This window comes from Streptomyces sp. MP131-18 (genome assembly GCF_001984575.1).
GTDB lineage: Bacteria > Actinomycetota > Actinomycetes > Streptomycetales > Streptomycetaceae > Streptomyces > Streptomyces johnsoniae.
Genome location: NZ_LZNS01000001.1, coordinates 6403171 through 6420229, shown reverse-complemented (window position 1 = coordinate 6420229; position 17059 = coordinate 6403171). Strand labels below are relative to the sequence as shown.

Below are 17059 nucleotides of genomic sequence, written 5' to 3'. Positions count from 1 at the left end.
GGGCGTCAAGGAGTCCCGCACGTTCCCGGAACTGATTTCCGCCGCGCGGCGCCGTTCGGGCATATAGGCGAGAGAGCGCTCTCTCGAGCCCGCGCTGCCCGCCGTCCCGGCGCCGTACTAGGCTGGCCGGTGGAAAGGCACCCGCGGGAGCCCGGCGCACCGGGCTGAGAGGGAGGCTCGATCGGCCTCCGACCGTATGCACCTGATCCGGGTCATGCCGGCGAAGGGAGGAGGCGCGTTGGATTCGCGCACATCGCACGCACACACGCACCGGCCGGGGGTACGGTCCGCGGCCGGTCCGGCAGGCCGCCGGGCCGCGTTCGACGCGGTCGTCGTCGGCGGCGGCGTCATCGGCCTGGTGACCGCCTGGCGGGCCGCCGGGCGCGGGCTGCGCACCGCGGTCGTCGACCCGTCGCCCGGCGGCGGCGCCGCGCAGGTCGCGGCGGGCATGCTCGCGGCGGTCACCGAGCTGCACCACGGCGAGGAGGCGCTGCTCGACCTCAACCTGACCTCCGCGGCGCGCTATCCGCGGTTCGCCGACGAGCTGGCCGAGGCCGCGGGAACGGGTATCGGCTACCGGGCCTGCGGCACCCTCTCGGTGGCGCTCGACGCCGACGACCGCGCGCAGCTGCGGGAGTTGCACCTGCTCCAGCAGCGCTGCGGCCTGGATGTGCAGTGGCTGACGGGGCGTGAGTGCAGGAAGCTGGAGCCGATGCTCGCGCCGGGCGTGCGCGGGGGCCTGCGCGTGGACGGCGACCACCAGACCGATCCGCGGCTGCTGACGGCCGCGCTCCTGACCGCCTGCGAACGGGCCGGGGTGGTCTTCCACCGCGGCTGGGCGCGGGAGGTGACCGTTCGCGCGGGGCGCGCCACCGGGGTGGTGCTCACGGACGGAACGGCGCTGGCGGCCGGGCAGGCGGTGCTGGCCGGCGGCTGCCGCAGCGGCGAGCCGGCCGGGCTGCCGCCCGAGGTGGCGGTGCCGGTGCGGCCGGTGAAGGGGCAGGTCCTGCGGCTGCGCATGCCGGACGCCGGGCCGCCGTTCCTTTCGCGCACGGTGCGCGCGGTGGTGCGCGGCGGCCACGTCTACCTGGTGCCGCGGCTCAGCGGGGAGCTGGTGATCGGCGCGACCTCCGAGGAGCGCGGCCTGGACACCACGGTGACCGCGGGCGGCGTGTACGAGCTGCTGCGGGACGCGCACGAGCTGGTGCCCGGGCTGACGGAGCTGCCGCTGACGGAGACCAGGGCCGGGCTGCGGCCCGCCACGCCGGACAACGCGCCGCTGCTCGGGCCGACCGCGCTGCCGGGTCTGCACCTGGCGACCGGCCACCACCGGAACGGGGTGCTGCTGGCGCCGGTCACGGGCGAGGCGCTGGCCGATGCGCTGGTCACCGGCGAACTGCCGGATTACGCACGCCCGTTCAGCGCACAGCGGTTCGCCGGGGGCCGGGGGGTGGCGGCATGAGCGACCTGCTGGCCGTCCGGATCAACGGCGAGCGTCGCGAGGTGGCCGCGGGCACGTCGCTTGCCGATCTCGTGGCCGGGCTGTCCTCGGCCCCCTCGGGCATCGCCGCCGCGGTGAACGAAACGGTGATTCCGCGCAGCCGGTGGTCCGGCACCACGCTGGCCGAGGGCGACCGCGTCGAGGTACTGACCGCCGTTCAGGGAGGCTGACCCATGTCCGGAACAACCGACGGGTCCTCCGGGGCCCTTGACGACGACGCGCTGGTGCTCGGCGGGCTGCGGCTGACGTCGCGGCTGATCATGGGCACCGGCGGGGCGCCGAGCCTGACGGTGCTGAACGACGCGCTGGCCGCCTCGGGCACGGAGCTGACGACGGTCGCGATGCGCCGGCTCGACCCGGCGGTGCAGGGCTCGGTGCTCTCGGTGCTCGACGAGCTGGGCATCCGGCCGCTGCCGAACACGGCGGGCTGTTACACCGCGGGCGAGGCGGTGCTGACGGCGCGGCTGGCGCGGGAGGCGCTGGGGACCGACCTGGTGAAGCTGGAGGTGATCGCGGACGAGCGGACGCTGCTGCCCGACCCGGTGGCCACGCTGGACGCGGCCGAGATTCTCGTCGACGACGGCTTCACGGTCCTGCCGTACACGAACGACGATCCGGTGCTGGCCCGGCGTCTTGAGGACGCGGGCTGCGCCGCGGTGATGCCACTCGGCTCCCCCATCGGCTCCGGCCTCGGCATCCGCAACCCGCACAACTTCGAGCTGATCACCGAGCGGGCCGGGGTGCCGGTCATCCTGGACGCGGGGGCGGGCACGGCGTCCGATGCCGCGCTGGCGATGGAGCTGGGCTGCGCCGGGGTGATGCTCGCCTCCGCGGTGACCAGGGCGCGCCAACCGGTGCGGATGGCGCACGCGATGCGGCACGCGGTGGCAGCGGGCCGGCTGGCGCGGCTCGCGGGCCGGATTCCGCGGCGGCACTTCGCGGAGGCGTCCTCGCCGGTGGCGGGGCTCGCGGCGTTCGATCCCGAACGGCCCGCGTTCTCGCACTGATATACGATCCCGCTGTCGCTCGGGGGGCGGCGCCGCAACGGGGAATGACGGGAACGACGCAGCCGACCGGCACCAGCTCCTGGGGGGACCGTGACCACACCGCAGCCGCCGCACGGCGGGGCCCCGCCACCCGCGCCGCAGCTGCCACCGATGCCCGCGGCGCCCCCGCCGATGCCAGGGCCGGTCCCGGTCGCGGGCGCGCTGGCGCCGGTGCCTCCGGCGCCGGCCCCGCCGCCGGAGCTGCGCTACAGCGGGCTCGCGGTCGGCTCGCTGATCGCCGCGGTGGTGTTCTTCCCGGCCGGGCTCGTGCTCGGCATCCTCGCGCTGGCCGGTCTTGACCGCAGGGCCGAGCGCGGCAAGGGGCTCGCCGTGGCGGCGGTGGCCATCGCCTCGACGGCGATCCTCACGCTCGCCGTCGTCATCCCGGCCGTGGTGACCAGCGAGGACCACGACGCGGGGCGCGGCGGCGACGCGTCCGCCCACGCGCAGCCAGGCGACGTCCGGGCGCCGGGCGGCGAGCAGGAGGACGGCCAGGGCCGCGAGGGCACGGACCTCAGCGTCTTCGACATCGCGGTGGGCGACTGCTTCGACTCCGGCGCCGGGCTCGGCACGTTCGATGAGGGCGCCGAGGAGCTGACCGTCACCCGGCTGCCGTGCGAAGGGCCGCACGAGGCGGAGGCGTTCGCCGCCGTCCAGGTCGAGGGCCACGGTGCCTTCCCCGGCGACGACGAACTGTTCGCGGTGGCCAACCGCGAGTGCGGCGCGCACGTCCAGGGCTACGTGCTGGACTCCTGGGCGCTGCCGCTCGACGTGCAGCTGTACTACTACTATCCGGGCGCCGCGACCTGGCAGCTGGGCGACCGCGAGATCGTCTGCTTCTTCGGGCAGTCGGGCGGCGGTGCGCTGACCGGGACGCTGCGCGGCGACGCGGCCGCGATGGACGCCGACCAGCTCAGGTACCTGGAGGTCACGACGCCGCTCGAAGTGGCGATCTGGGGCGAGCCGCTGCCCGAGGAGGGCCTCGACGCCCGCCGGGAGTGGGCCGGCCGGATGGCGGACTCGGTCGGACAGGAGGCCGGCACGCTGACCGCGGAGAGCTGGCCGCGGGAGATCGAGCCGCTGGTCGCCGAGCTGGCCGAGGCCAGGCTGACCAGCCTGGCGCACTGGAACGACGCGGCGGGGGCCGGGGACGAGAGCGCGTTCGCCCGGCACGTCGAGGCCGGCTACGACGCCATGGGAATCGACAGCGAAATCGAGATCCGCGGAATCCTGGGCCTGCCGGTCGGCGGCTGACGGACCTTCCGTCACCGTTCGGCTTCAGTCCTGCTGCGGGACGGCCGTCGGCGGACGGGCGCTCCGTTTCAGCTCGTAGACTCGATCGCCGTGGACAGCACCCTTCATGATCCGCTGCTCGGTTCCGTTCTCGACGGTCGTTACCGCGTCGAGGAGCGAATCGCCGTGGGCGGCATGGCAACGGTCTACCGCGGCGTGGACACCCGCCTCGACCGAGTGCTCGCACTCAAGGTGATGCACCCTTCGCTGGCCGAGGACGCGGCGTTCGTCGAGCGGTTCATCCGCGAGGCCAAGTCGGTGGCACGGCTGGACCACCCGAACGTCGTGGGGGTCCTCGACCAGGGCACGGACCGGTCGTACGTCTATCTCGCGATGGAGTACGTCGCGGGCTGCACGCTGCGCGACGTACTGCGCGACCGGGGGGCGCTGCGCCCGCGCGCGGTGCTGGACATCCTGGAACCGATGCTCGCCGGCCTCGCCGCCGCCCACCGCGGCGGCCTGGTGCACCGCGACATCAAGCCGGAGAACGTGCTCATAGGTGACGACGGCCGGGTGAAGATCGCCGACTTCGGCCTGGTGCGCGGCGTGGACAACCAGACCTCCGCCACGACGGGCTCGCTGCTGGGAACGGTCTCCTACCTGGCCCCCGAGCAGATCGAGGGCGGCACGGTCGACGCCCGCACCGACGTCTTCGCCTGCGGCGTGCTGCTGTACGAGATGCTGACCGGCGCGCGGCCCCACGCCGGGGACTCCGCGGCGCGGCTGCTGTACGCGCGTGTGAACGAGGACGTTCCCCCGCCGTCGAAGGCGGTGCCGGGGCTGCCCGCGGCGCTGGACCGGCTGGTGGCCGGGGTGGCGGCCCGCGAACCGGGAGAGCGGCCCGCGGATGCCGCCGGGGTGCTCTCGCTGGTGCGGGCGGCGCGCGCCGCGCTGACCGACGAGCAACTGGACGCCGAGCCGCCCGCGGCCGTCGAGGCCCGGGCGGCCGGGGCCGCGCGGGCAGCCGCGCAGGCCGCGGCGGAGGAGAGCGGAGCGGTCGGACCCGACGACAGGACCCGGGTGGTGCCGCGGCCGGCCGGTGTGCCGGCGGCCGGTCCGGACGGCGCCGACGCCACCTCCCGCATCGACGTGCCGCTGCCGCCGCCGCCCCACCCGCCGGGTGCCGCGCCCGGCGGGCGGCGGCTGCCGAGCCGGCGGGTGCTCGCGCTGATCGCCGCGGTGCTCGTGGTGCTGGCCGGCGGCCTGGGCGTCTGGTACATCAACTCGGGCCAGTTCATGCACACCCCGGGGGTGTACGGCCTGGAGCAGGCGGAGGCCACCGAGGTGCTGCGGGACGCGGGCCTGAAGGTGGATGTCGAGGAGGACACCTCGGAGTCGGTGGAACGCGGCCTCGTGCTGCGGACCGACCCGGAACGCGGCGAGCGCGTGCGGAAGAACTCGACGGTCACCATCACCGTCTCGACGGGTCCCGCGGTCGCCGAGGTGCCCAACGTGCGCGGGCTGCCGCTGGAGGAGGCCCAGGCGGAGCTGCGGGACGCGGGTCTCACGCCCGGCGAGGAGACGTGGCGCTACTCCGAGGAGGTCCCGCGCGGCTCCGTGATCGAGACGGACCCGGCGGCGGGCGAGCAGCGCAGGCCCGATTCGGCGGTCGGCCTCGCGGTCAGCAAGGGCCGGGAGGTCTTCGTGCCGGACGTGACCGGCCTGCCGGAGGGCTCGGCCATCGAGGAGTTGACCTCGCAGGGCTTCGAGGTGGATGTCGAGGAGGAGCGCGTCTTCTCCGAGGAGGAGTCCGGCACGGTCGCCGAGCAGTCGCCCACGGCCGGGGAGAGCACCGGCGAGGGCGACACGGTACAGCTGACCATCTCCAAGGGTCCTGAGATGATCGAGGTGCCGGACGTGCGGGGCATGAGCGAGGGCGAGGCCCGCGAGACGCTGGAGGACGAGGGCTTCGAAGTGGACGTGAACCGCGTCTTCTTCACCGGCACGGTGTTCAACCAGTCCGTGCACAGCGGGGACAGTGCGCCGCGCGGCTCGACGATCACGATCTGGGTCCGCTGAGCCCGCTTCTTTGCCTGAGCGAAACATCTCGACAGCACAGGAAAAGTGTGAGCCCGGTCATAGGGCGTGCGTCACATACGAAAGTACGTAGTGCATTCGTAGTGAGCCGCTGACCGGGCTCATTTCTTTTTCCCGGCTTGTTCCGGGCCTGTTCCCGGCCTTCCCGCGCACTATCCGGCTTAGTACCCGTGGTGATTGCGCCGACTTTTTGGGTGCTGCTACGAAGGGCCCTCGCAATCCGCGAGGAACACGAGGTCCCCTGAAATGCCCGCTCATCGCCGCATCCCCATGCTCCGCACGACCCGATTGCGGAAGACCGCCACCGCCGCGCTCGCGACCGCGGGGGCGGCCGCGCTCGCCCTCACCGTCGTCCCCACCGCCGACTCCGAGCCGGTGTCCGCCGCCGGCACCGCTGGCTGGGACGTGAAGTCCGCCGACGTTCCGGGGCAGGGCCGGCCCGCCGGGCCCGCCCCCGTGGAACAGGCGCGGGAGGCACCGCGCGCCGATCTCGACCCGGTCGCCGACTCCGTACTCGCCCAAGCCGTGGCCGGGCAGCAGGCCGTGGCCGAAGGCGCCGCCGAGGTGGCGGAGCAGCAGGCCGCCGAGCGCGCGGAGCGCGCCGAGGCCGAACGCCTGGCCGCGGAGGAACGCGCCGCGGAGGAGGCCGCGAGCCGCGCCGCCGAGCGGCAGGAGGCCGCGGCCCCGGCCGCCGAGCCCGCCGCCGAGGCCCCGGCGCCCGAGCCCGAGCCCGAACCCGCCCCCGAGCCCGTCTACACCGACGACCTCGACGGCTGGATTCGCGAGGCGCTCGACATCATGGCGGCGAACGGAATTCCCGGCACTTACGAGGGACTGCACCGCAATATCATGCGCGAATCGAGCGGTGACCCCAATGCCATCAATCTCTGGGACATCAATGCCATCAACGGCACGCCTTCCATAGGGCTGTTGCAGGTGATCCAGCCGACGTTCGACGCGTATCACGTCGAGGGCACGCCGTACGACCTCTACGATCCGGTGGCAAATCTGACCGCGGCGGCCAACTATGCGGCCGACCGTTACGGCTCGATCGACAACGTCAACGGCCCCTACTGACGTACCATCGCTTCCGCAATCCTCGAAGGCGGCCACGCCCGCACCTGAAGGGGCATCACCATGCGGGAGCACCGTCGGCACCCGGCCGGGGCCGCCTCCTGGGGCACCGCCGCGCGCGCCACCCTGCACTGCCTGACCGGCTGCGCGGTGGGCGAGGTGCTCGGCATGGTCATCGGCACCGCCCTGACCTGGCATACCGCTCCGACCATGCTGCTCGCGATCGTGCTGGCGTTCCTCTTCGGCTACAGCTTCACCCTGTACGCCGTGCTGCACGCGGGGCTGCCGCTGCGCACCGCGGTCAGGACGGCCCTCGCCGCGGACACGGTCTCCATCACCGTGATGGAGCTGGTCGACAACGGCGTGATCGCGCTCACCCCGGGCGCGATGGAGGCGCATCTGTCCGAGGGGCTGTTCTGGTGGACGCTGGCGGCGGCGTTCGCGGTGGCGTTCCTCGTCACCACGCCGGTCAACCGCATCCTCATCGCACGCGGCCGGGGCCACGCCGTGGTCCACCGGCTGCACTGAGGAGTACGCGGGAAGCGGCCTACAGCTCCGGGCCGTCGCCCGGCTCCTCCTGGTAGGAGTAGCGCTGCTCCCGCCAGGGGTCGCCGATGTTGTGGTACCCGCGCTCCTCCCAGAAGCCGCGCCGGTCGGCCGTCATGTACTCGACGCCGCGGACCCACTTGGGGCCCTTCCACGCGTACAGGTGCGGCACCATCAGGCGCACCGGAAAGCCGTGCTCCGCCGTCAGCAGCTCGCCGTCGCGGTGGGTGGCGAAGACCGTGCGCGGGGTCGCGAAGTCCGCGAGCCGCAGATTGGCGCTGTAGCCGTACTCGGCCCACACCATCACATGCGTCACCTCGGGCGCGGGCGGAGCGAGGGCGAGGAACGTGCCCGCCGACACGCCGCCCCATTCGGCGTCCTGCATGCTGAACTTCGTGACGCAGTGCAGGTCGGCCACCACCGTCTCGTACGGCAGCGCCGAGAACTCCTCGTGCGTCCAGCAGCGCTTGCCGCCGTCGGCCGTCGCGCCGAAGACACGGAACTCCCAGCGCTCGGGCCGGAAACGCGGCACCGGGCCGTAGTGCGTCACGGGCCACCCGCGCTGGGGCCGCTGCCCCGGCGGGAGCCGGTCCGCGCCGTGCTGCGGCGCCTGTCCCCCGCGGCTGTCCGGCTGACCCATGCCCTCCATGGTGACAGACCCGCTCCCGGCGCTTGCACCGCCACCCCGGCACCCCTGTGACCTCGGAAAACGGCGGAGAATCCGGCAAATTCGGTAAGCCTTCGCTTACTGGACGGATCGCCGCGGCGGTGCCACGATGCGCGGGCAGCAGCAACGAATGACGATCCACGCAGCCGACAGAAGCCGACAGAAGCCGACAGAAGGAGCGCGCCGTCATGCAGGGCGACCCCGAGGTCATCGAGTTCCTCAACGAGCAGCTGACCGCCGAGCTGACCGCCATCAACCAGTACTTCCTGCACGCCAAGATGCAGGAGAACTTCGGCTGGACCAGGCTCGCCGCCTACACCCGCGCCGAGTCGTTCGACGAGATGCGGCACGCCGAGGTGCTGACCGACCGCATCCTCTTCCTCGAAGGGCTGCCGAACTACCAGCGGCTGTTCCACGTGCGGGTCGGGCAGACGGTCACCGAGATGTTCCAGGCGGACCGGCAGATCGAGGTCGAGGCGATCGACCGGCTGCGCCGCGGTGTGGAGGTGATGCGCGCCAAGAGCGACATCACCTCGGCGAAGATCTTCGAGTCGATCCTCAAGGACGAGGAGCACCACATCGACTACCTCGACACGCAGCTTGAGCTGATCGACAAGCTGGGCGAGGCGCTCTACATCGCGCAGCAGATCGAGCAGCCGAGCAGCGCCTGAGAGCCGCCGGAGGTCACGGCAGCGGGGCCGCCACCCCCGCGGACGGCACCGCGGATACGGCGGACACCGCGGGCGCCGCCGGCACCGTCGTGGCGACGGTCTCCCGGCGCGGGCATCCACCGCGGCCCAGCAGGCCCTGGATGCGCCGCACGCACGAGCCGCAATCCGTTCCGGCCTTGGAGGCGGAGGCGATCTGCCGCGGGGTGCACGCACCGGCCGCGGCGTGGTCACGCACCTGCTGCTCCGTGATGCCGAAGCACGAGCAGACGAACACGGTCACCCCTCCGGTGGCTTACTGAGGTAAGGCTCACCTTACCCGCCCACCGTGACGACGCAACAGTGCCCCGGGATGTGGCTCGGGCCACCCCGGGGCACCACTGCCGGGTCAGGCCCGGTACATCTCCGCCACCAGGAACGCCAGGTCAAGCGACTGGCTCCGGTTCAGCCTGGGGTCGCAGGCCGTCTCGTACCGCTGGTGCAGATCGTCGACGAAGATCTCGTCGCCGCCGCCGACGCACTCCGTCACGTCGTCGCCGGTCAGCTCCACGTGGATGCCGCCCGGGTGCGTGCCCAGGCCCTTGTGCACCTCGAAGAAGCCCTTGACCTCGTCCAGCACGTCGTCGAACCGCCGGGTCTTGTGCCCGGAGGCCGCCTCGAAGGTGTTGCCGTGCATCGGGTCGCACACCCAGGCCACCTGGGCGCCCGACGCGGTGACCTTCTCCACCAGCGTCGGCAGCCGGTCACGGATCTTGTCCGCGCCCATCCGCGTGATGAACGTCAGCCGCCCCGGCTCGCGCTCCGGGTCCAGCCGCTCGATGAGGGCCAGCGCCTCCTCGGGCGTCGTCGTCGGACCGAGCTTGACGCCGATCGGATTGCGGATACCGGCGGCGAACGCGATGTGCGCGCCGTCCAGCTGCCGGGTCCGCTCGCCGATCCACACCATGTGGCCCGAGACGTCGTACAGCTTCCCGCTGCGGGAGTCCGTGCGCGTCAGCGCCGCCTCGTAGTCGAGCAGCAGCGCCTCGTGCGAGGCGTAGAACTCCACCGAGTGGAACTCGGCCGGGTCGGCGCCGCACGCCTTCATGAAGTTCAGCGCGTTGTCGATCTCCCGCGCCAGCGCCTCGTACCGCTGCCCCGAGGCCGAGGTGCGCACGAAGTCCTGGTTCCACGCGTGCACCTGCCGCAGGTCCGCGTAACCGCCGGTGGTGAAGCCACGCACCAGGTTCAGCGTGGAGGCGCTCGCGTGGTACATCTTCCGCAGCCGCTCCGGGTCGGGCATCCGTGCCTCGGCCGTGAACTCCGCGCCGTTGACCGAATCGCCGCGGTAGGTGGGCAGCGTCACGCCGTCCCTGGTCTCCGTCGGCTTCGACCGCGGCTTGGAGTACTGCCCCGCGATCCGCCCCACCTTGACCACGGGCACCGCCGCGGCGTAGGTGAGCACCGCGCTCATCTGGAGCAGTGTCTTCAGCTTGGCGCGGATCTGGTCGGCACCGACCTGGTCGAACGCCTCGGCGCAGTCCCCGCCCTGGAGCAGGAACGCCTCGCCCCTGGCCACCGCGCCCACCTGGGCACGCAACTGGTCGCACTCGCCGGCGAAGACGAGTGGCGGATAGGTTTCCAGATCCGTGGTCACAGCGCGCAGAGCTTCGAGATCCGGGTAATCGGGCTGCTGCGCCGCGGGCAGGTCCCGCCATGAGGTGGCGATGGAGGTGCTGCTGTCAGCGTTCACGGTCACCGTTCCAGATTACGGGGTCGGGTCCACCGCATTCCGCCCCTGATCACGGAGTGAGACGCTGGTCCAGGCTTCGCGTATAGTGCCCGCATGTTCGCGCATGCCAGCCGCACCTGGTGGTGGCCCGCTCATCCGGCGGCCACCTGACTGCGCGTTCCCCACAACTCGCATCGTCCGACGCGAAGGCCGCCCGAGGGGCGGCCTTCGGCGCGTGTACGGGCCGCCCCTCCCCGATTCCCTGAAGGGGACCCGTTCCCGTGACAGATTTCACGACAGCACCGGCAGCCGCCGGGGCCCTGCTCTCCTCGCTCGTCGCGGGGAACACCCCATTCGCCCTGCTGCGCCGCCGCACGCCCGGCCACGACGACAGTGTGGTCGAGGTCATGACCGGGCCGGTGACCGAAGCCGCCCGGCTCGCGGACCTCCCGGTGCCCGAGGGGGGCGCGCTGGCGCTCGTCCCGTTCCGGCAGATCGCCGAACGCGGCTTCGAGGCCACCGACGACGGCACGCCGCTCGCCGTGCTGCTGCCCGAGCACACCGCCCGCCTCCCGCTGGACGACGCGCTCGCCGCGCTGCCCGCACACCCCGTCACCGTCCGCGAGGGCGGCTTCGACGTCTCCGACGCCGCGTACGCGCGTACCGTCGCCGACGTCCTGACCGAGGAGATCGGCGCGGGCCAGGGGGCCAACTTCGTCATCCGGCGCACCTTCACCGGCCGGATCGACGGCTTCGGCGCGCGCGACGCGCTGGCGCTCTTCCGTCGGCTGCTGCTCGCCGAACGCGGGGCGTACTGGACGTTCGTCGTCCACACCGGGCGGCGCGTGCTGGTGGGCGCGAGCCCCGAGGTCCACGTGCGGATGACCGGCGGCACGGTCGTGATGAACCCGATCTCCGGCACCTACCGCTACCCGCCCGGCGGCCCCGACCTCGACGGGCTCCTCGCGTTCCTCGACGACCGCAAGGAGCGGGAGGAACTGTCCATGGTCGTCGACGAGGAACTGAAGATGATGTGCACCGTCGGCGACCGCGGCGGTCACGTCGTCGGCCCGCGGCTGCGCGAGATGGCCCACCTGGCGCACACCGAGTTCGAACTGCGCGGCCGCACCTCGCTCGACGTGCGGGAGGTGCTGCGCGAAACGATGTTCGCGGCCACCGTCACCGGCAGCCCGGTGGAGAACGCCTGCCGCGTCATCCGCCGCCACGAACGCGGCGGGCGCGGCTACTACGCGGGCGCGCTGGCGCTGCTCGGACGCGACGCGTCGGGCGGGCAGACCCTCGACTCCCCCATCCTCATCCGCACCGCGGACATCGACGCCTCCCACGGCACCCTGCGCGTCCCCGTCGGCGCGACGCTGGTCCGCGGCTCGGACCCGGCGGACGAGGTCGCCGAGACGCACGCCAAGGCGGCCGGCGTGCTGGCCGCCCTCGGCGTGCGACCGGCCGCCCCGCCGCCCGCGGCGCGCGGCCCGCGGCCGGGCGCCTCCCCGCGGGTGCGGGCCGCGCTCGCCGGGCGGCGGGCCGGGCTCGCGCCGTTCTGGCTGCGGATGCAGGAGCCGCCCGCGGGCGGCGGGGACGGCGCGGACGGCGGGAATGCCGACGACGTGCTGGTGATCGACGGCGAGGACACGTTCACGTCGATGCTCGCCCACCTGCTGCGCTCCACCGGCGCCCGGGTCGACGTGGTGCGCTTCGACGCGCCGGGCGCGCACGACCTGGCGCTGCGCCACCCGGGCCCGGTCGTGCTCGGCCCGGGGCCCGGCGACCCGAACGACGCGGGCGATCCGAAGATGCGGCTGCTGCGCGGGCTGACGGCCGCGCTGCTCGGCGGCCATCCGCACCCGGTGGCCGGCCTGTGCCTGGGGCACGAGCTGATCGCCGCCGAACTCGGCCTGCCGGTGGTGCGCAAGGACCGGCCGCACCAGGGCGCACAGGAGCGGATCGACCTCTTCGGGCGCGAGGAGACCGTCGGCTTCTACAACTCCTACGCGGCGCGCTGCGACGACGCCGCGGCCACGCGGCTGGCGCGGCGCGGAGTCGCGGTCGGCCGCGACGGGAGAACGGGCGAGGTGCACGCGCTGCGCGGGCCCGGCTTCGCGAGCGTGCAGTTCCACCCGGAGTCGGTGCTCACGCTGAACGGCCCCGCGATCGTCGCCCGTCTGCTGCGCCCGGTGCCCTCCGCACCACAGACACCCGCCGGAACGTAGCCCGAGCCCCCACCGGATCGCCCGCCCGCCCGCGTGCGGGCGATCCGGCCCCACGCGGGTTCAGCCGGCGTCGGGGCCGTGCCCCACCCCGGTGACCGCCCCAGCCCCGGCAACCGCGAGCGCCCGAGCACGGTACCGACCACCCGGGCCCGGCGGCCCGGCGCCGAGGCCGTGCCGGGAGGCGGGTTCAGCCGGCGTCGAGGCCGCTTTCGATGGCGTAGCGCACCAGTTCGGCGCGGTTGTGGAGCTGGAGCTTGCCCAGCGTGTTCTGTACGTGGTTCTGCACCGTGCGGTGCGAGATCACGAGCCGGTCCGCGATCTGGCGGTACGTCAGTCCCTTCGCCACCAGCCGCAGCACCTCCGTCTCGCGCTCGGTGAGGCGCGGCACGTCCGCGGCACCACCCGCGTCGGGGGCGGACGCGGTGGCCAGCCGCCGGAACTCGCCGAGCACCAGACCCGCGAGCCCCGGTGTGAACACCGCGTCCCCGACGGCCGTCCGCCGGACCGCGTCGACCAGCTCGGCCGCGCTCGCCGACTTCACCAGGTAGCCGGTGGCGCCCGCCTTCACCGCCTCCAGCACGTCCTCCTGCTCGCCGCTCGCCGAGAGCACGAGCACGTGGATGTTCCCGGCCAGCTGGCGGCACACCTCGGCGCCCGGCAGACCCGGCAGGTTCAGGTCCAGGACCAGCACGTCCGGCCGGACGGCCCGCGCCCTGCGCACCGCCTGCGGACCGTCGCCCGCGGTGGCCACCACTTCGCAGCCCGCCTCGCCGAGGTCGCGGGCCACCGCGTCCCGCCACATCGGGTGGTCGTCGACGACCATCACGGTCAACGGCCGTTCGCTCATGCCCCGTTGTCCTTTCCGCCGTATCCGCCGCCGGTTTTCGGCAGCCGCAGTTCGACCTCGGTGCCCTGCCCCGGCAGGGACACCCACTCCGCGCTGCCGCCCAGGTCCCGCAGGCGCCCGCGGATCGAGAGGGCCGCGCCGAGGCGGCCCTCCGCCTCCGCGGCGGCCAGCCGCCCCTCGGGGATGCCCCGGCCGTCGTCGCGCACCGTCACCAGCACCTCGTCCGGCTCGTCCTCCAGCAGGATCCACGCGCTCGCCGCGCCGCCCGCGTGCCTGCGCACGTTGTCCAGCGCCGCGGCGACCGCCGCGGCCAGCTCGCTCGCGGCCGGTGCGGGCAGCAGCACCGGCTCGCCGGGGCCCGCGTAGGTGACGCGCTCGCCCGAACCGGCCGCGCCCGTCAGCAGCATCCGCAGATCCGCCTCGGCCGGGCCGCCGGCCGGCGTGGGGTCGGCGCTGACCAGCGCCCGCAGCGCCCGTTCCTGCTCGCCCGCGAGCCGGCCCAGCTCCGCGGCCTCGCCGCCGATGGCCGTGCCGCGCCGCTGCACCATCGCCAGCACCTGGAGCACGCTGTCGTGGATGTCGCGGGCCAGCCGCTCCCGTTCCCTGGTGGCGGCCTCGATGCGCACCGCTTTCGCGAGGGTCCGCTCGCTGGCCCTGGCGACCTCCACGACGTAGCCGATGGTGATGGCCGCGACGCACACCAGCACCGCGTTCTGGAGGGTGACGCCGGAGAGCTCGCCGTCCTCGACGAGGTTGGCGGCCCCGACCACCACGGCGGCGGCCAGGCCGAGGCGCCAGCCGCCCTTCAGCGACACGGCGAGCACGGAGCCGGCGACCCAGATCGAGGGGAGAGTCGGCCCCACCACGTCGGGCGGGTCGGCGGCCGGGCTCAGCAGAATGCCCGTCACCCCGAGCACCACGTCGGCCGCGAGGAAGGCGGGCCGGCAGCGTTCGGCCGAGGAGACGGCGCGGAACGTCACGGCCGTCCACAGCATCAGCACGCCCAGGTAGCCGACGCCCACCCACGGCCGGGCGTAGTCCCCGTACGCGAGCAGGAACAGGACCCAGGCGTAGCCCGCGGCCAGCAGCCGGTACGCGGACAGGGCCCGCCACATCGGCTGTTCCACGGTTATCGACGCCGGTTCCCCGGCCATGTGCCTCCCCCGTTCCCCGTGCCACGGGCCCGCCCGCGGTCAGTCGTCCCCGGCCTTGTCCTGGGCCTTGTCCTTGGCCTTGTCCTGCTTCTCCTGCGCCTTGTCCTGCTGCTTCTCCTCGGCCAACTGCCGCTTGGCGGCGGTGGCGTAGACGTCGACGTACTCCTGGCCGGAGAGCTTCATGATGGCGTACATCACCTCGTCGGTGAGCGACCGCAGGATGAAGCGGTCGCCCTCCATCCCCTGGTACCGCGAGAAGTCCAGCGGCTCGCCGATCCTGATGCCGGGGCGCATGAGTTTCGGCACGACCTTCCCCGGCGGCTGGATCTTCTCCGTGTCGATCATCGCGACCGGCAGCACCGGCGCCCCGGTGGCCAGCGCGACCCGGGCCAGGCCGCCCGGCCTGCCGCGGTAGAGACGCCCGTCCGGCGAACGCGTGCCCTCCGGGTAGATCCCGAACAGCTCGCCGCGCTCCAGCACCGCGATCCCGCTGCTTATGGCCGCCTCGCCGGCCCCTCTGGCACCCGAACGGTCCACGGGAAGCTGGCCGACCCCCCTGAAGAACGCGGCGGTCAGCCGGCCCTTGATCCCGGGTGAGGTGAAGTACTCGGCCTTCGCGATGAACGTGACCTTGCGGTCGAGCACGGCCGGCAGGAAGAACGAGTCGGAAAACGACAGGTGGTTGCTCGCCAGAATGGCGGGCCCTTCGGCGGGCACGTGCTCCTTGCCCTCCACCCAGGGCCGGAAGGCCAGTTTCAGCCCCGCCCCCACGGACACCTTCATCGCCCCGTACAGCACCCCGGCCGCCTTCCTGTCTTTGTCTGGCCCGACCCTACTGGGCAACGGCCGCGCATGGCGCACCCAGAAGCGCCCGCGTAGGGTGGCAGCCGTTTCCGAGAAGAGGAACGGAGTCGAGCCGATGCTGCTTCTTCCCGGGGCCGAGCCCTTCACGCACGACGGCTCGGCAACAGGCGTGCTGCTGTGTCACGGGTTCACCGGCTCCCCGCAGTCCCTGCGGCCGTGGGCGGAGCACCTGGCGGCCCGGGGGCTGACCGTGTCCCTTCCGCTGCTGCCGGGCCACGGCACCCGCTGGCAGGATCTCCAACGCACCGGCTGGCAGGACTGGTACGCGGCCGTCGACCGCGAGCTGCGGCAGCTGACGGAACGGTGCGAGCACGTCTTCGTGTGCGGCCTGTCGATGGGCGGCGCGCTGGCGCTGCGCCTCGCCGCCCGCCGCGGTCCGGCCGTCAGCGGCGTCGTGGTGGTCAATCCCGCGGTCACATTTCCGCGGCTCCAGGGCTACGCGCTGCCGGTGCTGCGGCACCTGGTGCCCAGCACCAGGGGGCTGATCTCGGACATCGCGAAGGAGGGGGTCCTGGAGACCGGGTACGACCGGGTGCCGCTGCACGCGGCCCACTCGGTGCGGTCCCTGTTCTCCCGCGTCAGGGAGGAACTGCCGCAGGTCACACAGCCGTTGCTGCTGCTGCGCAGCCGGGTCGACCACGTCGTGCCGGTCGGCGACTCGGCCGTGGTGCGGGCCGCCGTCTCCTCCACGGACGTCACCGAGCATGTGCTCGAATTCAGCTTTCATGTGGCCACCCTCGACCGCGACGCGGAGCGTATCTTTCAAGAGACGGACGCCTTCATCAGCAGGCTCGCGACAAGGAAGACTGCCCGTGACGGAACGTGACCAGGAGCGCGGCGACGGCCGCGACCCGATCGACGAGGAAGCCGCGTGGGCCGAGATCGTCGCCGGCTACGGCGAGGAGCCCAAGGACCCGCCGGGCGTCTGGCCACTGGCCTCACCCCCGGTGGAGAGCGACCGGTTCGACGCCGGGGACGGCACCGACCGCGTTCACGTCGCCGAGCCACCGGCCGAGCCGGTGGCGGAGGGGACGGCTGAAGGGACGGCCGAGGGGACCACCGAGGGGCCCGTGGAAGGGCCCGTGGAGGTGCCCGCCGCCGGCCCACGGGACTGGGACGCGGCGGAGGACGAGGAGGATGACCACTTCGTGCCACCGGAGCCGCCGCCGCTGCCGGAGACCGACCTCTCCACCAAGCTGGCCTGGCTCGCCGTGCTCGGCGGCCCGTTGCTGCTCATCGGAACGATGCTGCTCCAGCGCGAGATGAGCTGGTGGGTCGTCACCCTGGGCATCGGCGGGTTCCTCGGCGGCTTCGCCACGCTGGTCTCCCGCATGCGCGACGGCCACGACGACGACTGGACGGACCCGGGCAACGGCGCGGTCGTGTAGACCGGCCCCGCGAGCGGCGCCGGTTCCGGCGTCGC

At 73.4% G+C, this 17059-nt stretch carries 18 protein-coding genes and 1 riboswitch; of the genes, 12 read left to right on the top strand and 6 right to left on the bottom strand.

Features of this window, described 5'->3' with window-relative positions; genetic code table 11:
• Positions 1 to 133: 133 nt before the first annotated feature.
• Positions 134 to 246: riboswitch (TPP riboswitch) on the top strand.
• The 7 genes from thiO (at position 239) to STBA_RS28590 (ending at position 7479) form a co-directional block, all read left to right on the top strand.
• Entirely contained in the window at positions 239 to 1462 is a 1224-nt protein-coding gene (gene thiO / locus STBA_RS28620; RefSeq protein WP_077061953.1) for a glycine oxidase ThiO, read from the top strand. (Overlaps the previous riboswitch by 8 nt.)
• Positions 1459 to 1671 carry a sulfur carrier protein ThiS gene (thiS, locus tag STBA_RS28615; RefSeq protein WP_077061952.1) on the top strand — a complete coding sequence of 71 codons (213 nt, stop codon included), beginning with the start codon at positions 1459 to 1461 and terminating at the stop codon, positions 1669 to 1671. Before thiO ends, thiS begins: the two co-directional genes overlap by 4 nt.
• A 3-nt stretch (positions 1672 to 1674) precedes the next feature.
• Positions 1675 to 2508 (top strand): thiazole synthase, encoded by an 834-nt coding sequence (locus STBA_RS28610; protein WP_077061951.1) that lies wholly within the window; start codon positions 1675 to 1677, stop codon positions 2506 to 2508.
• A gap of 90 nt (positions 2509 to 2598) precedes the next feature.
• On the top strand, positions 2599 to 3801 hold the full coding sequence (locus tag STBA_RS28605; protein WP_143659583.1) for a DUF4190 domain-containing protein: 1203 nt from the start codon (positions 2599 to 2601) through the stop codon (positions 3799 to 3801).
• Between the two features lie 90 nt (positions 3802 to 3891).
• A complete protein-coding gene (gene pknB, locus STBA_RS28600) occupies positions 3892 to 5859 on the top strand; it encodes a Stk1 family PASTA domain-containing Ser/Thr kinase (RefSeq protein ID WP_077061949.1) in 1968 nt (655 codons plus the stop codon).
• Between the two features lie 288 nt (positions 5860 to 6147).
• Complete coding sequence (locus STBA_RS28595; RefSeq protein ID WP_253195293.1) at positions 6148 to 6954, top strand: transglycosylase SLT domain-containing protein; 807 nt, start codon at positions 6148 to 6150, stop codon at positions 6952 to 6954.
• Between the two features lie 60 nt (positions 6955 to 7014).
• On the top strand, positions 7015 to 7479 hold the full coding sequence (locus tag STBA_RS28590; protein ID WP_079252218.1) for a DUF4396 domain-containing protein: 465 nt from the start codon (positions 7015 to 7017) through the stop codon (positions 7477 to 7479).
• A 19-nt stretch (positions 7480 to 7498) separates the two neighbouring features.
• Here the strand turns inward: STBA_RS28590 and STBA_RS28585 are convergent, their stop codons facing one another.
• Positions 7499 to 8137 (bottom strand): sulfite oxidase-like oxidoreductase, encoded by a 639-nt coding sequence (locus STBA_RS28585; protein WP_077061946.1) that lies wholly within the window; start codon positions 8135 to 8137, stop codon positions 7499 to 7501.
• Positions 8138 to 8352: 215 nt separating this feature from the next.
• On the opposite strand from STBA_RS28585, the gene bfr reads away from it, so the two are divergent.
• Positions 8353 to 8835, top strand: coding sequence for a bacterioferritin (gene bfr, locus STBA_RS28580; protein ID WP_077061945.1), 483 nt, complete (start codon positions 8353 to 8355; stop codon positions 8833 to 8835).
• A gap of 13 nt (positions 8836 to 8848) precedes the next feature.
• Here bfr and STBA_RS28575 read toward each other — a convergent pair whose 3' ends face one another.
• Entirely contained in the window at positions 8849 to 9109 is a 261-nt protein-coding gene (locus tag STBA_RS28575) for a (2Fe-2S)-binding protein (RefSeq protein WP_077063675.1), read from the bottom strand.
• A gap of 111 nt (positions 9110 to 9220) precedes the next feature.
• A complete protein-coding gene (locus tag STBA_RS28570) occupies positions 9221 to 10570 on the bottom strand; it encodes a class II 3-deoxy-7-phosphoheptulonate synthase (RefSeq protein WP_077061944.1) in 1350 nt (449 codons plus the stop codon).
• Positions 10571 to 10657: 87 nt separating this feature from the next.
• On the opposite strand from STBA_RS28570, the gene STBA_RS39565 reads away from it, so the two are divergent.
• Both STBA_RS39565 and STBA_RS28565 read left to right on the top strand, forming a co-directional pair.
• The gene (locus STBA_RS39565; protein WP_107485278.1) at positions 10658 to 10714 is read left to right on the top strand and encodes a trp operon leader peptide; all 57 of its coding nucleotides are present in this window, start codon (positions 10658 to 10660) and stop codon (positions 10712 to 10714) included.
• A 110-nt stretch (positions 10715 to 10824) separates the two neighbouring features.
• On the top strand, positions 10825 to 12771 hold the full coding sequence (locus tag STBA_RS28565; protein ID WP_077061943.1) for a chorismate-binding protein: 1947 nt from the start codon (positions 10825 to 10827) through the stop codon (positions 12769 to 12771).
• Positions 12772 to 12958: 187 nt separating this feature from the next.
• Here STBA_RS28565 and STBA_RS28560 read toward each other — a convergent pair whose 3' ends face one another.
• The 3 genes from STBA_RS28560 to STBA_RS28550 are packed head-to-tail and all read right to left on the bottom strand — an operon-like array spanning position 12959 to position 15570.
• Positions 12959 to 13618 (bottom strand): response regulator transcription factor, encoded by a 660-nt coding sequence (locus tag STBA_RS28560; RefSeq protein WP_077061942.1) that lies wholly within the window; start codon positions 13616 to 13618, stop codon positions 12959 to 12961.
• The gene (locus STBA_RS28555) at positions 13615 to 14772 is read right to left on the bottom strand and encodes a DUF5931 domain-containing protein (protein ID WP_077061941.1); all 1158 of its coding nucleotides are present in this window, start codon (positions 14770 to 14772) and stop codon (positions 13615 to 13617) included. Before STBA_RS28555 ends, STBA_RS28560 begins: the two co-directional genes overlap by 4 nt.
• Positions 14773 to 14811: 39 nt before the next feature.
• Entirely contained in the window at positions 14812 to 15570 is a 759-nt protein-coding gene (locus STBA_RS28550; protein ID WP_077061940.1) for a lysophospholipid acyltransferase family protein, read from the bottom strand.
• A gap of 121 nt (positions 15571 to 15691) precedes the next feature.
• Here STBA_RS28550 and STBA_RS28545 point away from each other — a divergent pair, with 121 nt between their 5' ends.
• Together STBA_RS28545 and STBA_RS28540 are read left to right on the top strand one after the other, a co-directional pair.
• Positions 15692 to 16462: an alpha/beta fold hydrolase gene (locus STBA_RS28545; protein WP_077061939.1), complete on the top strand. Its 771-nt coding sequence runs from the start codon at positions 15692 to 15694 to the stop codon at positions 16460 to 16462.
• Positions 16449 to 17024 carry a hypothetical protein gene (locus STBA_RS28540; RefSeq protein WP_077061938.1) on the top strand — a complete coding sequence of 192 codons (576 nt, stop codon included), beginning with the start codon at positions 16449 to 16451 and terminating at the stop codon, positions 17022 to 17024. Before STBA_RS28545 ends, STBA_RS28540 begins: the two co-directional genes overlap by 14 nt.
• Positions 17025 to 17059: the final 35 nt, after the last annotated feature.

Bases quoted from the DNA above. Each gene is read 5' to 3' on its own strand.
- STBA_RS28555 (WP_077061941.1), bottom strand. From the start codon at position 14,772: ATGGCCGGGGAACCGGCGTCGATAACCGTGGAACAGCCGATGTGGCGG.
- STBA_RS28595 (WP_253195293.1), top strand. From the start codon at position 6,148: ATGCTCCGCACGACCCGATTGCGGAAGACCGCCACCGCCGCGCTCGCG.
- STBA_RS28585 (WP_077061946.1), bottom strand. From the start codon at position 8,137: ATGGGTCAGCCGGACAGCCGCGGGGGACAGGCGCCGCAGCACGGCGCG.
- thiS (WP_077061952.1), top strand. From the start codon at position 1,459: ATGAGCGACCTGCTGGCCGTCCGGATCAACGGCGAGCGTCGCGAGGTG.
- bfr (WP_077061945.1), top strand. From the start codon at position 8,353: ATGCAGGGCGACCCCGAGGTCATCGAGTTCCTCAACGAGCAGCTGACC.
- STBA_RS28610 (WP_077061951.1), top strand. From the start codon at position 1,675: ATGTCCGGAACAACCGACGGGTCCTCCGGGGCCCTTGACGACGACGCG.
- STBA_RS28590 (WP_079252218.1), top strand. From the start codon at position 7,015: ATGCGGGAGCACCGTCGGCACCCGGCCGGGGCCGCCTCCTGGGGCACC.
- STBA_RS28545 (WP_077061939.1), top strand. From the start codon at position 15,692: ATGCTGCTTCTTCCCGGGGCCGAGCCCTTCACGCACGACGGCTCGGCA.
- STBA_RS28560 (WP_077061942.1), bottom strand. From the start codon at position 13,618: ATGAGCGAACGGCCGTTGACCGTGATGGTCGTCGACGACCACCCGATG.